This is a genomic window from Streptomyces sp. (assembly GCF_035644915.1).
In the GTDB taxonomy this organism is placed as follows: domain Bacteria; phylum Actinomycetota; class Actinomycetes; order Streptomycetales; family Streptomycetaceae; genus Streptomyces.
On record NZ_DASQNP010000013.1, the window covers coordinates 1 to 13699 of the forward strand.

Sequence of the window (13699 nt, forward strand, 5' to 3'; positions counted from 1 at the left end):
CCCCCGCCGCCCGCGGCGGCGCGGCCACCCTCGCCGCCGCCGGGATCGACGTCGAGGGCGGGCTGCTGGCGGAGGAGGCCGCCGAGGTCAACGCCGCCTGGCTGACCTCGGTACGGCTCGGCCGCCCGCACGTGCGGTGGAAGTACGCCGCCACCCTGGACGGCCGGATCGCCGCGGCCGACGGCACCAGCCGCTGGATCACCTCCGCCGAGGCCCGCGCGGACGTCCACCGGCTGCGCGCCGAGGCCGACGCCGTGCTCGTCGGCTCCGGCACCGCCCGCACCGACGACCCCCACCTCGCCGCCCGCGGCGTCCCCGGGGCCGTCCAGCCGCTGCGCGTCGTCGCCGACACCGGGGCCACCGCCGTCAAGCCCGGCGCCCGGATCCTGGACGGCGCCGCCCCCACCCTGGTCGCCGTCGCCGACGACCTGCCCGACGGCGCCACCGCCCACCTCGACGGGCACGCCGAGGTCCTGCGGCTGCCGCGCGCCGCCGGCGGCCGGGGCCTGGACGTCACCGCCCTGCTCACCGCCCTGTACGAGCGCGGCGTCAGATCCGTGCTGCTGGAGGGCGGCCCCACCCTGGCCGGGGCCTTCGTCGCCGCCCGCGCGGTGGACCGGGTCACCGCCTACCTCGCCCCCGCCCTGCTCGGCGCCGGCCCCGCGGTCCTCGCCGACGCCGGAATCACCACCATCGCCGACGCGTTGCGCCTGACGGTGACCGGCACCGAGCGGCTCGGGCCGGACCTGCGCGTCGACGCCGCTTTCGCCCCCGCCGTCCCCGACCCCGAGGAGTCGTGAGTGTTCACCGGAATCGTCGAAGAACTGGGCGAGGTCGTCGCCGTCGAGAAGTCGGCCGACGCCGCCCGCTTCCGACTGCGCGGCCCCGTCGTCACCGAGGGCGCCAAGCACGGCGACTCGATCGCCGTCAACGGCGTCTGCCTGACCGTCGTGGACACCGCGGACGGCGAGTTCACCGCCGACGTCATGGCCGAGACGCTGAACCGCACCGGACTCGGCGCGCTCGCCCCCGGCGACCGCGTCAACCTGGAGCGCCCCATGGCCCTCGGCGGCCGACTGGGCGGCCACCTCGTCCAGGGCCACGTGGACGGCACCGGCACCATCACCGAGCGCGTCCCGGGCGAGAACTGGGAGGTCGTCAGGATCGCGATGCCGGCCCGTCTGGCGCGGTACGTCGTCGAGAAGGGCTCGATCGCCGTGGACGGCGTCAGCCTGACCGTCGTCGAGGCGGGCGAGGAGGACTTCACCGTCAGCCTCATCCCCACCACCCTCGCCCTCACCACCCTGGGCGTGAAGAAGGCCGGGGACCCGGTCAACCTGGAGGTCGACGTCCTGGCCAAGTACGTCGAGCGGCTGCTCGGCCACGGCCGTGCCGAGGCCGCCGCGCCCGCCGGAACCGCAGCGCCCGCCGAGATCGCCGGGGTGGTCCGGTGAGCGCCCTGGAGTGGATCGACGGCACCCTCAACGGCACCGCCTTCGAGGCGTTCGGCCAGCACGTGAAGTGGTCCGACATGGTCGGCAACACCATGGGGCTGCTCGCCCTCGCCCTCGGCTGGCGCCGCTCCACGTGGACCTGGCCCGCCCAGTTGCTGGCCGGCCTCATCCTGGTCGCCGCCTACGCCTCCGCCCAGCTCGGCGGCGGCGTCGGCAAGCAGCTCCTGGTCATCGGCGTCGCCGTGTGGGGCTGGCGCCAGTGGCGGCGGCACGGCGGCACGGCGCCCGGCGCCGACGGCGAGGCCGACAGCAGGATCGCCGTACGGTTCGCCACCGGGCGCGAACGCGCCTGGCTGCTGGCCGGCACGGCCGCGGGCACGCTCGCCGTCGGCGGCCTGTTCACCCTCGTCCCCGAGCTGTCCTGGAACCCGTGGCCCGACGCCTACATCTTCGTCGGCACCCTGGCCGCGATGGTCGCCCAGGCCCGCGGGCTGGTGGAGTTCTGGTTCGCCTGGCTGCTGGTGGACCTCGTCGGCGTCCCGCTCGCCTTCAGCAGCGGCCTCGCCTTCTCCGGCCTGGTCTACGTCATCTACTTCGTCCTCGTCCTGTGGGGCCTGCGCGACTGGTGGCTGCGCTCCCGCGCCGGGGACGTGGGCGATCGCGCCCTGGAAGGAGCCGCGGCATGACCACGCTGCACGGCCTGTACCCGTACCGCACCGCCGACGCCCCCGACACCACCGGCGGCCTGGCCCTGGACCCCGTCGAGCGCGCCCTCGCCGACATCGCCGCGGGGCGCCCGGTGGTGGTCGTCGACGACGAGGACCGCGAGAACGAGGGCGACCTGATCGCCGCCGCCGAGCTGGTCACCCCCGAGACCGTCGCCTTCATGATGACCGAGTGCCGCGGCCTGATCTGCGTCCCCATGGAGGCCGCCGCGCTCGACCGGCTGGAGCTGCCGCAGATGGTCCAGCGCAACACCGAGTCGATGGGCACGGCCTTCACCGTCTCCGTGGACGCCTCCGCCGCGCACGGGGTGACCACCGGCATCTCCGCCGCCGACCGGGCCGCCACCATCCGGCTGCTGGCCGACCCAGCCGCCGGCCCCGGCGACTTCGTGCGCCCCGGCCACGTCTTCCCGCTGCGCGCCCGCCCCGGCGGCGTGCTGGAGCGCCCCGGGCACACCGAGGCCGGGGTCGACCTCGCCCGGCTGGCCGGCCTGACCCCCGCCGCCGTCATCGTGGAGATCGCGGCCGAGGACGGCACCATGCTGCGCCTGCCGGAACTGGTGCCCTTCGCCCGCAAGCACGGCCTGTCGATCATCTCCATCGAGGACCTGATCGCCTACCGCCGCTCCCACGAGCCCACCGTCCGCCGCGAGGCCGTCACCCACCTGCCCACCGCCCACGGTGACTTCCGCGCCTACGGCTACCGCTCCACCCTCGACGGCGTGGAGCACGTCGCCCTCGTCGCCGGGGACGTCGACGGGGGCGAGGACGTCCTGGTCCGGGTGCACTCCGAGTGCCTGACCGGCGACGTCTTCGGCTCGCTGCGCTGCGACTGCGGCCCGCAACTGGAGGACTCCCTGCGCCGCGTGGCCGCCGAGGGCCGCGGCGTGGTGGTCTACCTGCGCGGCCACGAGGGGCGCGGCATCGGACTGCTGTCCAAGCTGCGCGCCTACCAGCTCCAGGAGATGGGCCGCGACACCCTCGACGCCAATCTGGAACTGGGCCTGCCCGCCGACGCCCGCGACTACGCCGCGGCCGCCCGGATGCTCGCCGACCTCGGCGTGCGCTCCCTGCGGCTGATGACCAACAACCCCGACAAGACCGCCGCCCTCACCCGGTACGGACTGCGCGTCACCGGCCGCGAGCCGATGCCCGTCGAGGCGGGCGAGCACAACCTGCGCTACCTGCGCACCAAGCGGGACCGGATGGGACACGACCTGCCCTGGCTGGACGGCGACCGGATCTCCGCCTGCCGCAGCCAGTGAGCGCCCCGCGCCCGCCCGGCGGCCCCACCGCACCACCCACCCCACCACCGCACCACCCCCGAACGACCCCGACCACCCACCACCCACCCGGAACGAGGAGCAACGTGAGCGGCAAGGGCGCCCCCGAACTGACCGTCAAGAACTGCGGCGACCTGCGCGTGGCCGTGATCGCCGCGCAGTGGCACCAGAAGGTCATGGACGGCCTGCTGGACGGGGCGCTGCGGGCCCTGGGCGAGCTGGGCATCGACGAGCCCACCGTGCTGCGCGTCCCCGGCAGCTTCGAACTGCCCGTCGTCGCCAAGGTCCTCGCCGGCCGCGGCTACGACGCGATCGTCGCGCTCGGCGTCGTCATCCGCGGCGGCACCCCGCACTTCGACTACGTCTGCCAGGGCGTCACCCAGGGGCTCACCCAGGTCTCGGTCGACACCGGCGTACCCGTCGGCTTCGGCGTGCTGACCTGCGACACCGAGGAGCAGGCCCTGGACCGGGCCGGACTGGAGGGCTCCGCCGAGGACAAGGGCCACGAGGCGGCGACCGCCGCGGTGGCGACGGCCGCCACCTTGCGCACGGTCTCCGAGCCCTGGCGCTGAGCGGCCCGCGCACCGGCGTAGGGTAGGGAGCACCATGGCGAACAAGACATTCGAGGAGCTGTTCACCGAGCTCCAGCAGAAGGCCGCCACCGGCGACCCCGCCACCTCCCGCACCGCCGAGCTGGTGGCCTCCGGCGTCCACACCATCGGCAAGAAGGTCGTCGAGGAGGCCGCCGAGGTGTGGATGGCCGCCGAGTACGAGGGGCCCGACCGCACCGCGGAGGAGATCTCCCAACTGCTGTACCACCTTCAGGTGATGATGGTCGCGCGGGGCATCGCCCTGGAGGACGTATACGCTCATCTGTGAGCGCGTCCCCGAGCGCCCTCCCCGCCGGCCGCTCCGCACCGGCCCCGACAATCGCGCACCGATCCCGACGACACGAAGGAAGACCGCCCCATGCTGCGCATCGCCGTCCCCAACAAGGGTTCTCTGTCCGAGCCTGCGGTGGCGATGCTCCATGAGGCGGGCTACCGGCAGCGCAAGGACCGCCGCGAGCTGGTCCTGGTGGACAACGAGAACGGGGTGGAGTTCTTCTTCCTCCGGCCCCGCGACATCGCCGTCTACGTCGGCTCCGGAAAGCTCGACATCGGCATCACCGGCCGCGACCTGCTGCTGGACTCCGGCGCCGCCGCCGAGGAGATCCTCCAGCTCGGCTTCGCCGCCTCCACCTTCCGCTACGCCACCCGCCCCGGCACCGCCCGCGACGTGAGCGACTTCGGCGGCATGACCATCGCCACGTCCTTCCCCGGCCTGGTCGCCAAGCACCTGGCCGAGAACGGGGTGGACGCCTCCGTCGTCCGCCTCGACGGCGCCGTGGAGACGGCCATCCAGCTCGGCGTCGCCGAGATCATCGCCGACGTCGTCGAGACCGGCACCACCCTGCGCAACGCCGGGCTGGAGGTCATCGGCGAGCCGATCCTGGAGTCCGAGGCCGTCGTCATCCGGCGCACCGGGGCCCCCGCCGACGAGCCCAAGGTGCAGCAGTTCCTCCGCCGGATGCAGGGCGTCCTGGTGGCCCGGCGCTACGTGATGATGGACTACGACATCCGCGTCGAGCAGGTCGACCAGGCCGTGGCGCTCACCCCCGGCCTGGAGTCGCCCACCATCTCGCCGCTGCACCACGAGGGCTGGGTCGCGGTGCGCTCCATGGTCCCCGCCAAGGACGCCCAGCGGATCATGGACGACCTGTACGAGCTGGGCGCCCGAGCCATCCTCACCACCGGCATCCACGCCTGCCGGCTGTGAGCGCCGCGCCCGCGCCGCGGCCGTGACGGCATCCCGGACACCCCCGAGCACCCCGACCGGAGAGCGACACCCGTGCCCGCCCCCGAACCCGAACCCGGCCCCGACCTGCCGGTGACCTTCCGGCCCACCCGGACCCGGATCATCCTGCTGACGGTCGGCGTCGCGATCCTCGTCACCCTCACCGTGATCGCGCTGCTGATCGACTGGGCCGGGCCGGGAGAGCGGGCCGGGTTCGTCCTCACCGGCCTGCTGTGCCTGGCCGTCCTCACCCTCCTCAGCCGCCCGAAGGTGGTCGCGGACGCCGGCGGGGTCACGGTCGTCAACCTCACCACCAGACGTCACCTGGAGTGGGCGGAGATCGTCAGGGTGAACCTCCGCCCCGGCGACCCATGGGTCCTCCTCGACCTCTCCGACGGCACCAGCCTGCCCGCCATGGGCATCCAGCCCGGCCTCGCCAAACAGCAGGCCGTCAGGGACGCCCGGACGCTGCGCGCGCTGGTCGACCGGCACGGCACGGGGAAGGCGGACGACTGAGATCCGCCGGATCCGTCCGCCTTCCTCCCTCCTGTTCCGCTTCCTCCGGCCTCCTCCCGCTCCGCCACCGCCTGATCGGTGCGCTCCCGGTGCGCTCCATCGGTGCGGATCTTCACTACCCTGGTTCGGGCGGCGCCGCCGCCCCCGCTCGCTTTCCCCTTCCGTGCGGGCACCTGCGAACCGAGGAGTGACTCCCTTCGGCAATGGACGGACCGTCCTGTAGTACCCGCGCCGCCCTCCCCGCCGGGGAGGCGGCATGATCCCGACCCTGCTGCTCGTCGCGGCGTTCGCGCTGATCCTCGCCAACGGCTTCTTCGTCGCCGCCGAGTTCGGCCTGGTCACCGTGGACCGGCCGGACGCCGAGCGGGCCGCCGCCGGAGGCGACCGCCGCGCCGCCGCCGTCGTCAGAGCCCTGCGCGAGCTGTCCTTCCAGCTCTCGGGCACCCAACTCGGCATCACGCTGACCTCGCTGGTCGTCGGCATGCTGGCCGAGCCCGCGCTCGCCCGGCTGCTCGCCGCCCCGCTCACCGCGGCCGGGGTGCCCGCCGGGGCCGTGCCCTCGGTGGCCGTGGCGGCCGGGGTGCTGGCCGCCTCCGCCGTCCAGATGGTCGTCGGCGAACAGGTCCCCAAGAACTGGGCGGTGTCCCGGCCGCTGGCCGTCGCCCGCTTCGTGGCCGGCCCCCAGTACCTGTTCTCCCGCTTCTTCCGGCCGGTCATCGCCTCGCTCAACGCCGTCGCCAACCACCTGGTGCGGCTGCTGGGCGTGGAGCCCGCCGAGGAGCTGGCCTCCGCCCGCACCCCGCGCGAACTGGTCTCCCTGGCCCGGCACTCCGCCCGCGCCGGGGCCCTGGAGGAGGACACCGCGGACCTGTTCGTGCGCATCCTGTCGCTGGACGGGCTGACCGCCGAGAACGTGATGACCCCGCGCGTGCGGGTCATCGCCCTGCACTCCTCGGCGACCGCCGAGGACGTCCTCAACCTCACCCGCGCCACCGGCCTGTCCCGCTTCCCCGTCCACCGCGAGCGGCTGGACGAGATCACCGGCGTGGTCCACCTCAAGGACGCCCTCGCCGTCGAGGAGGACAGACGGCTGCGCACCACCGTGGAGGAGATCGCGGTGCCGCCCCTGCTGGTCCCGGCGACGCTGCCGGTGCGGCCGCTGCTGGAGCGGCTGCGCAGTGAGCAGCCGATGGCCGTCGTGGTCGACGAGTACGGCGGGACGGCCGGGGTGGTGACCCTGGAGGACATCGTCGAGGAACTGGTCGGCGAGGTCCGCGACGAGCACGACGACGACGCCCTGCCCGAACTCGCCCCCGTCACCGGCGAGGGCGCCGGTGACGGCGGGGGCGGCCCCGTCTGGGAGGCCGCCGGGAGCTGCCGCCTGGACGCCCTGCGGCGCATCGGCCTGAACGCCCCGGACGGCCCGTACGAGACGGTGGCCGGGCTGGTGGCCGACGCCCTGGGCCGCATCCCCGCCCCCGGCGACGAGGCGGTGCTGCCCGGCGCGCCGGGCTGGCGGCTGCGGGTGCGGCTGGTCAGCCACCACCGGGCCGAACGCGTCCGCATCCTCCGCACGGCGGACGGCGCGACAGGCGGCACGACAGGTGGCGGAACGGACGGCACGGCGGGCGGCACGGCGGGCACGCCCGGGACCGAGCCCGCCGGAGCCGGAGCGGCGGTGGGCCGGTGAGCCTCCTCCACCTGCTGCTCGCCGCCGTGCTGGTGCTCGGCAACGGCTTCTTCGTCGGCGCCGAGTTCGCGCTGGTCTCCGTGCGCCGCAGCCAGATCGAGCCGCTGGCCGCCGCCGGATCGGCCCGCGCCCGCAAGGTCCTGTACGGCCTGGAGCACCTGCCGCGGATGATGGCCGCCGCGCAGTTCGGCATCACCGTCTGCTCGCTCACCCTCGGCGCGGTCGCCGAACCGACCGTGGCGCGCCTGCTGGAACCGCTCTTCCACGCCGTCCGGATGCCCGAGGCGCTGGTGCACCCCCTCGGCTACGCCATCGCGCTGGCCGCGGTGGTGGTGCTGCACCTGGTGGTCGGCGAGATGGTCCCGAAGAACCTGGCGATGGCCGCGCCCGAGCGGACCGCGCTGCTGCTCAGCCCGGCCCTGGTCGCCTTCGCCCGGCTGTGCCGTCCGGTCACCGTCGTGCTGGGCGCCTGCTCGGCCCTGGTGCTGCGGCTGTTCAGGGTCGAGCCCAAGGACGAGATCGAGGCCGTCTTCACCAGCGAGCAGCTCACCCGCCTGGTGAAGGACTCCCGCCGGGCCGGGCTGCTGGACCGCGAGGCGCACGAGCGCCTGGCCGACGCGCTGGAACTGGGCTCCCGCCCGGTGACCGACGTCCTGCTGGACCCGGCGGACCTGGTGACCGTCGGCCCGGCCGTCACCCCGCGGGAGGTGGAGGAGCTGACGGTCCGCACCGGCTACTCCCGCTTCCCGGTCCGCGGCCCGGGCACCCTGCCGGCGCAGGGGAGCGGCCCGTCCCGGCCGCAGCACCCGGAGCGGCCGGTCCCGCCGGGGCAGGGGGGCTTCATGGGCTACCTGCACGTCAAGGACGTGCTGGAACTGGAGGACCGCGACCGCGCGGTGCCCCAGCACCTGTGGCGGCCGATGGCGACCCTGCGCGCCGACCTCCCGCTGGACGACGCCCTCACCGCCCTGCGCGCCGCCGCGACCCACCTGGCGGAGGTGGTCGACGAGGCGGGACGGGTGCTCGGCCTGGTCGCCCTGGAGGACGTGCTGGAGATGCTGGTCGGGGAGGTCCGCGACCCGGCGCACCGCGCGCCCGCGGACGCCGTGCCCACGGGCCCCGCGGCCGTTGACCCCGTGCCCGCGGGACACTCAGGTCCCGCCGACCCCGCAGACCCCGCCGGCCCGGAGGGAGCCGCGTCCGGCCGTACGTCCGTCACCGCCGCCCCGTGACACGCCCCAGGGCGCCCGGGGTGTCCCGCCGCGGCGGGACACCCCAGGTCCGTCAGGGCGGCGGGGGCTCGTGCCGCGGCCCCTCGGGACCGCGGCCGGACAGCACCTCCCCGTACGCCTGCATCAGGTCCGGCAGCCGCAGCGTCGCCAGGTCCTCCCGGGAGGGCGTGCCCGGGTAACCGGACAGCCGCAGGTCACGGTAGGCGCAGGACTTCTCGTACAGCGTGCGCAGGAAGCGGCCGTTGCCCAGCTCGTCGATCCAGCCCTGGTCCACCACGTGGCCGCTGATGCTGCGCAGCTCCTCCAGCGCCTCCTCGTCCCACACGTCGCCGTTCTCGGCGGCCAGCACCTCGCCGATGGCGGTCAGCTCCAGCGGGCGGTAACTGGGGAAGTCCACGCGGGTGGTGAAGCGGGAGCCCAGGCCGGGATTGGCGGCCAGCAGCCGGTCCATGCCCTCCGGATAGCCCGCGAGGATCACCACCAGCCGGTCCCGGTTGTCCTCGGCGCGCTTGAGCAGCACCTGGAGCGCCTCGTCGCCGTACGCGTCGCCCTTGGCGTAGCCGGTGTTGGACAGGCTGTACGCCTCGTCCACGAACAGCACCCCGCCCAGCGCCGAGTCGATCAGCTCGTTCGCCTTGACCGCCGTCTGCCCCAGGAACTCGCCCACCAGATCGGCCCGCTGGGCCTCCACCAGGTGGTCGCCGCCCAGCAGGCCGAGCGCGTAGAACACCCGCCCGAGGATGCGCGCCACCGTCGTCTTCCCCGTCCCCGAGGGGCCGGAGAAGATGAAGTGCCGCTTGGGCGGCTGGACGGGCAGCCCCTGCTCGGCGCGGAGCCGGGCCATGTGCAACTGCGCCGACAGCGCCCGCACCTGCCGCTTGACCGGCTCCAGGCCGACCATGCGCTCCAGCTCCTCCATCGCCTGGGCCAGCAGCACCGGATCGGCCGGGCCGGTGGGGAACTGCCCCGCGTCCCGGCGCCCGGAGGAGCCCGCCGACCGGTGCCGCACGCCGTCGTCCTCCGCCGGAACGGGCCCGGTCACACCGCCCGCCGTCCCGCCCGCGGCCGTCCCCGCCGTACCTCCTGCCGTACCGCCCGCCGCGCCGCCGGACAGCAGGTCCTCCGCGGCCGGATCGGCGCCGTCCGTGCCGTCGACGGCGAGCCCCCCGCCGCCGAGCGGGTCGAGGTCCTCCACCCCGGCGTCCGCGAGCGTCACGGTCGTGGCCAGGCCCGGCGCGTCGTCCAGCCCGTCGCTCTCGGCGATGGCGGTGAGCCGGGCGGAGGTGTCCATGAACGCCGGGTCCACCCGGTGCACCGCCCGGTACAGCGGCAGCGCGGAGGCGCTGCGTCCGGTGCCCTCCCGGGCGCGGGCCAGCCAGTAGCGCAGTTCCTTGCGCTGCGGCTGCTCGCTGCGGCAGCGCATCAGGGCGGCGGCCAGCAGCGGTTCGGCCTGCCCGTACATCTCCAGCCGCACCCGGGCCATGCCCGCGAACAGGCTCGCCTCCACGCCCAGCAGCGGATCGTCGACCAGCGGATCGGTGTGCCGCACCAGCAGCTCCCAGTCCTTGGCGAGGTAGGCGCGGCAGGCGTGCAGGAAGCGCACCTGCGGATCGGTCTCCACCGGCGGACACTCGGCCAGGGCCCGGTCCAGCTCGGCGACGTGGCGGCCGTCCAGCCAGTGCGAGGCGTGGGCCAGCAGCAGGTCGCGCTCGGTCTCCAGGACCGGCTGCACCCACCAGCCCAGCCAGTACCAGGAGTTCAGGGCCTGCCGGTGACGGGCGCGCTGTTCACCGAAGCGGTCGCGGTGCTCGTACATGCGCAGCAGGGCGGTGGTGGTGTCCACGCGCAGGGCGTGCAGCCCCAGCCAGGCGTCGGCCATGCCCGGATCGAGCCGCACGGCGGTGCGGAACTCCTCCTCGGCGTGGACGTAGCTGCCCACGGTGTACGCGTCCACGCCCCGCAGCCAGGCGAGATCGGCAGGGGCGTGCGGACCATGGGTGTCCTGCGTGCCGTAGTCCATCACGTCCCCCACGAGACATCCCCCGATGGTATGCGCCGGGTGGTCGCCCGACGGCGGTGGCGGTGCTCAACGGCCCTGCTGCGGACGGCAGTTGCCGCGAATGCCGGGGTAAGTCCCCGGTCGTCCGCGGCATTTGGCATGGTACCCGCGCCGCGGCCCGGGTCGTAGACGGCGTCCGGGCAGGCCAGCGGGGCTGCGGGGGGAGGACGTACGCGCCGGCGGGGCCGGACGGTGACGTTCGGTGAGGACGCGCCGGGACGGGCGGACACGACGAAGCCCCCGATCACGGGGGAACAACCGGGGGCTTCGTGCGGCGAACGGCCTGGACAGGCCGTGCAGGGAGAACGTAGATCCTGGACAGGGGGCCGGTCAAGCCGGGCCGGAGCAGGGCGCGTTCACGGCGCGGGAGCGGCGCGCATCGCTGATCCCTCGTCACCGAGCGTACGCGCGGGGGCGTTCACGACTGCCCCCGGCGCCCCGGGAGCATCCGGTATCCGTTCCGGCACTGCCGCACCAGCCAGTGCGCGTACGGGCGGGAGGGATCGGCGGCGAAGTGCCGTTCCTCCGCGCGCTCCCAGCCGTCCCAGAAGTCCGCCAGCCCGGGCCCGTCCCGCCGCCGCCCGCGCGCCCAGGACTCCCCGGGCGGCAGGTCCATCCACAGCAGACAGGCCAGGTGGGGGCGCAGGGCGCGGCGGCCCGCGCCGACCCCTTCCACCAGCACCACGGGCGCGGGCGGCAACATGCGCTCCCCGCCGAACACCCGGCGCACCCAGTCGTAGACCCGGTACCGGGCGGGCTCCCCGCGCGAGAACGGGGCGATCACCTGCTCCAGGACGCGGTCGGTCCACTCGAAGAGGGCGTCGTGGCTGGCCACGTCGTCCAGGTGGAGCACCGGCGCCCCGCCCAGCGCCTCCGCCAGCCTCCCGGCCAGCGTGCTCTTGCCGGACCCGGCGTGCCCGTCGACCGCCACCAGCCGTACCGGCCCGCACGACGGCGGCAGGGCGCGCAGCCGCCGGGCGAAGGCGGCCGGATCGAGGGACTCGCCGGGGACGACGGAACCGGAGGAGGAGCTGCGGACCACCGCTCCAGCCTACGGCCGCCCGGACGCGCCACTGGTGGAGACCAATAGTGGTGGGCGGCCGATGGCTTCCGGTACTGGTCGGGACGGTCCGTCGGCGGCAAGATGTGGACACTCCACCGTGCGTCCGCCGCACCGTACGTGCCGCCGCCGCAACCGGCGCGGCTCCCGGGCACGGCGCAGGCGCGCACCGACTCACGGAAGGACCGGGGCAGCCACCGTCATGACCGACAGCAGACCGGCCACGCGCCGCACCGTACTCGCCGCCGCCGTCGCCACCGCCGCCACCGCCGCGATCCCCTCCCCAGCCGCCGCCTCCCCGCTCACCGTGACCCCGAACACCGCCCGGATCGGCCGCCCCCGCCGCGCGGGGGACTCCACCGTGGACTACCACGCCTGGACCTCCCTCCAGGACTGGCAGGCCGGCACCGCGGAGGGCACCCGCGTGCTGGCCGGCCGGCGCCCCGGCATCGCGCTCGCCGCCCCCGCGGGCACCACCGACCACACCGACCCGCACACCGGCCGCACGGCCCCCTGGGAGTACGCCACCTGGACCTCCCCGGCACACCGCCCACCGGTGCCCGCGAGCGAACTCGTCGCCTCCTGGAACGCCCACACCCCGTCCGGCACCTGGATCCGGATCGAGATGCGCGGCACCTACACCGACGGCACCGACACCCCCTGGTACACCATGGGCATCTGGGCCGCGGGCGACCAGGACATCCGCCGCACCTCCGTGGACGACCAGGGCGACGGCAAGTCCAGCGTCTGGACCGACACCTTCGCCGTCGACGACACCTCCGCGGGCCCGCGCCTGGCCTCCTACCGGCTGCGCGTCACCCTCCACCGCACCCCGGGCACCGACGCCACCCCGGTGGTCTGGCGCCTGGGCGCCATGACCTCCGACGTCCCCGACCGCTTCGAGGTCCCGGCCACCGAACCGGGCGTGGGCGCGGGCATCGAACTGGACGTCCCGCGCTACTCGCAGAACGTCCACATCGGCCAGTACCCCGAGTACGACAACGGCGGCGAGGCGTGGTGCAGCCCCACCTCCACACAGATGATCATCGAGTACTGGGGGCGCAGGCCCGGACCCGAGGACCTGGCCTGGGTCAACCCCGAGTACGCCGACCCCCAGGTCTGCCACGCCGCCCGCTTCACCTACGACTACCAGTACTCCGGCTGCGGCAACTGGCCGTTCAACACCGCCTACGCCGCCACGTACCCCGACATGCAGGGCATCGTGACCCGCCTGGACTCCCTCACCGACGCCGAGCACCTGATCCGCGCGGGCATCCCCCTGATCACGTCCCAGTCCTTCCTGGAGTCCGAACTCGACGGCGCGGGCTACGGCACCTCGGGCCACCTGATGACCGTCATCGGCTTCACCGCGGACGGCGACGTCATCGCCAACGACCCGGCGAGCCCCAGCAACGAGGCGGTCCGCCACGTCTACAAGCGGCGGCAGTTCGAGAACATCTGGCTGCGCACCAAGCGCTACGACGCGAACGGCCGGGTCAGGAGCGGTACGGGAGGCATCTGCTACATCCTCTTCCCGGCCAAGCCAGCACCAAGTCAGCACCGCGCTCTGCGCCGGCTCGGCATCCGCTGAGTCACCGCCAGGCGAAGGCGGCCCCGACGACCTGACGGCAGCGCTCGCTGCCGTCCTGGGTGAGGTGGCCATAGCGGTCCACCGTGACCCTGATGGATCGGTGACCCATCCAGCGGGACACCTCGTGGAGGGGAACACCGTTACTCAGGGTCACGGTGGCCCATGCGTGCCGCAGATCATGCGGGTTGTACTCCCGCATGTTCAGTCGCTTGATAGCGCGATCCCACGATTTGCGGAACAGATCGGGGTACGG

General features: G+C 74.5%; 14 protein-coding genes. 11 read left to right on the forward strand and 3 right to left on the reverse strand.

The window, feature by feature from the left end; all coding sequences use genetic code 11:
- From ribD to VE546_RS02065, 10 genes are all read left to right on the forward strand, one after another.
- A partial coding sequence (gene ribD, locus VE546_RS02020; RefSeq protein ID WP_324917268.1) for a bifunctional diaminohydroxyphosphoribosylaminopyrimidine deaminase/5-amino-6-(5-phosphoribosylamino)uracil reductase RibD occupies positions 1-800 on the forward strand: 800 nt, incomplete at its 5' end.
- The gene (locus tag VE546_RS02025; protein ID WP_324917271.1) at positions 801-1454 is read left to right on the forward strand and encodes a riboflavin synthase; all 654 of its coding nucleotides are present in this window, start codon (positions 801-803) and stop codon (positions 1452-1454) included.
- Complete coding sequence (locus tag VE546_RS02030; RefSeq protein WP_324917275.1) at positions 1451-2140, forward strand: nicotinamide mononucleotide transporter family protein; 690 nt, start codon at positions 1451-1453, stop codon at positions 2138-2140. The genes VE546_RS02025 and VE546_RS02030 overlap by 4 nt, the downstream gene beginning before the upstream one ends.
- On the forward strand, positions 2137-3444 hold the full coding sequence (locus VE546_RS02035; protein WP_324917277.1) for a bifunctional 3,4-dihydroxy-2-butanone-4-phosphate synthase/GTP cyclohydrolase II: 1308 nt from the start codon (positions 2137-2139) through the stop codon (positions 3442-3444). Before VE546_RS02030 ends, VE546_RS02035 begins: the two co-directional genes overlap by 4 nt.
- A gap of 104 nt (positions 3445-3548) precedes the next feature.
- On the forward strand, positions 3549-4034 hold the full coding sequence (ribH, locus tag VE546_RS02040) for a 6,7-dimethyl-8-ribityllumazine synthase (protein ID WP_324917280.1): 486 nt from the start codon (positions 3549-3551) through the stop codon (positions 4032-4034).
- Between the two features lie 34 nt (positions 4035-4068).
- Complete coding sequence (locus VE546_RS02045) at positions 4069-4341, forward strand: phosphoribosyl-ATP diphosphatase (protein ID WP_324917283.1); 273 nt, start codon at positions 4069-4071, stop codon at positions 4339-4341.
- A gap of 90 nt (positions 4342-4431) precedes the next feature.
- Positions 4432-5280: an ATP phosphoribosyltransferase gene (hisG, locus tag VE546_RS02050; RefSeq protein WP_324917286.1), complete on the forward strand. Its 849-nt coding sequence runs from the start codon at positions 4432-4434 to the stop codon at positions 5278-5280.
- A 72-nt stretch (positions 5281-5352) separates the two neighbouring features.
- Positions 5353-5814 (forward strand): PH domain-containing protein, encoded by a 462-nt coding sequence (locus VE546_RS02055; RefSeq protein WP_324917289.1) that lies wholly within the window; start codon positions 5353-5355, stop codon positions 5812-5814.
- 256 nt (positions 5815-6070) lie between these two features.
- A complete protein-coding gene (locus tag VE546_RS02060) occupies positions 6071-7504 on the forward strand; it encodes a hemolysin family protein (RefSeq protein ID WP_324917292.1) in 1434 nt (477 codons plus the stop codon).
- On the forward strand, positions 7501-8736 hold the full coding sequence (locus VE546_RS02065) for a hemolysin family protein (RefSeq protein ID WP_324917295.1): 1236 nt from the start codon (positions 7501-7503) through the stop codon (positions 8734-8736). The genes VE546_RS02060 and VE546_RS02065 overlap by 4 nt, the downstream gene beginning before the upstream one ends.
- Positions 8737-8788: 52 nt before the next feature.
- Here the strand turns inward: VE546_RS02065 and VE546_RS02070 are convergent, their stop codons facing one another.
- A complete protein-coding gene (locus VE546_RS02070) occupies positions 8789-10756 on the reverse strand; it encodes an AAA family ATPase (protein ID WP_324917304.1) in 1968 nt (655 codons plus the stop codon).
- A gap of 457 nt (positions 10757-11213) precedes the next feature.
- Positions 11214-11837, reverse strand: a complete 624-nt coding sequence (locus VE546_RS02075) for a uridine kinase family protein (RefSeq protein WP_414720377.1) — start codon at positions 11835-11837, stop codon at positions 11214-11216.
- Positions 11838-12057: 220 nt separating this feature from the next.
- Between VE546_RS02075 and VE546_RS02080 the strand changes: the two genes are divergently transcribed.
- A complete protein-coding gene (locus VE546_RS02080; protein WP_324917298.1) occupies positions 12058-13446 on the forward strand; it encodes a peptidase C39 family protein in 1389 nt (462 codons plus the stop codon).
- A gap of 1 nt (position 13447) precedes the next feature.
- On the opposite strand, the gene VE546_RS02085 is transcribed toward VE546_RS02080, so the two are convergent.
- The coding region (locus VE546_RS02085) for a tyrosine-type recombinase/integrase (RefSeq protein ID WP_324917301.1) at positions 13448-13699 on the reverse strand (252 nt) is incomplete at its 5' end.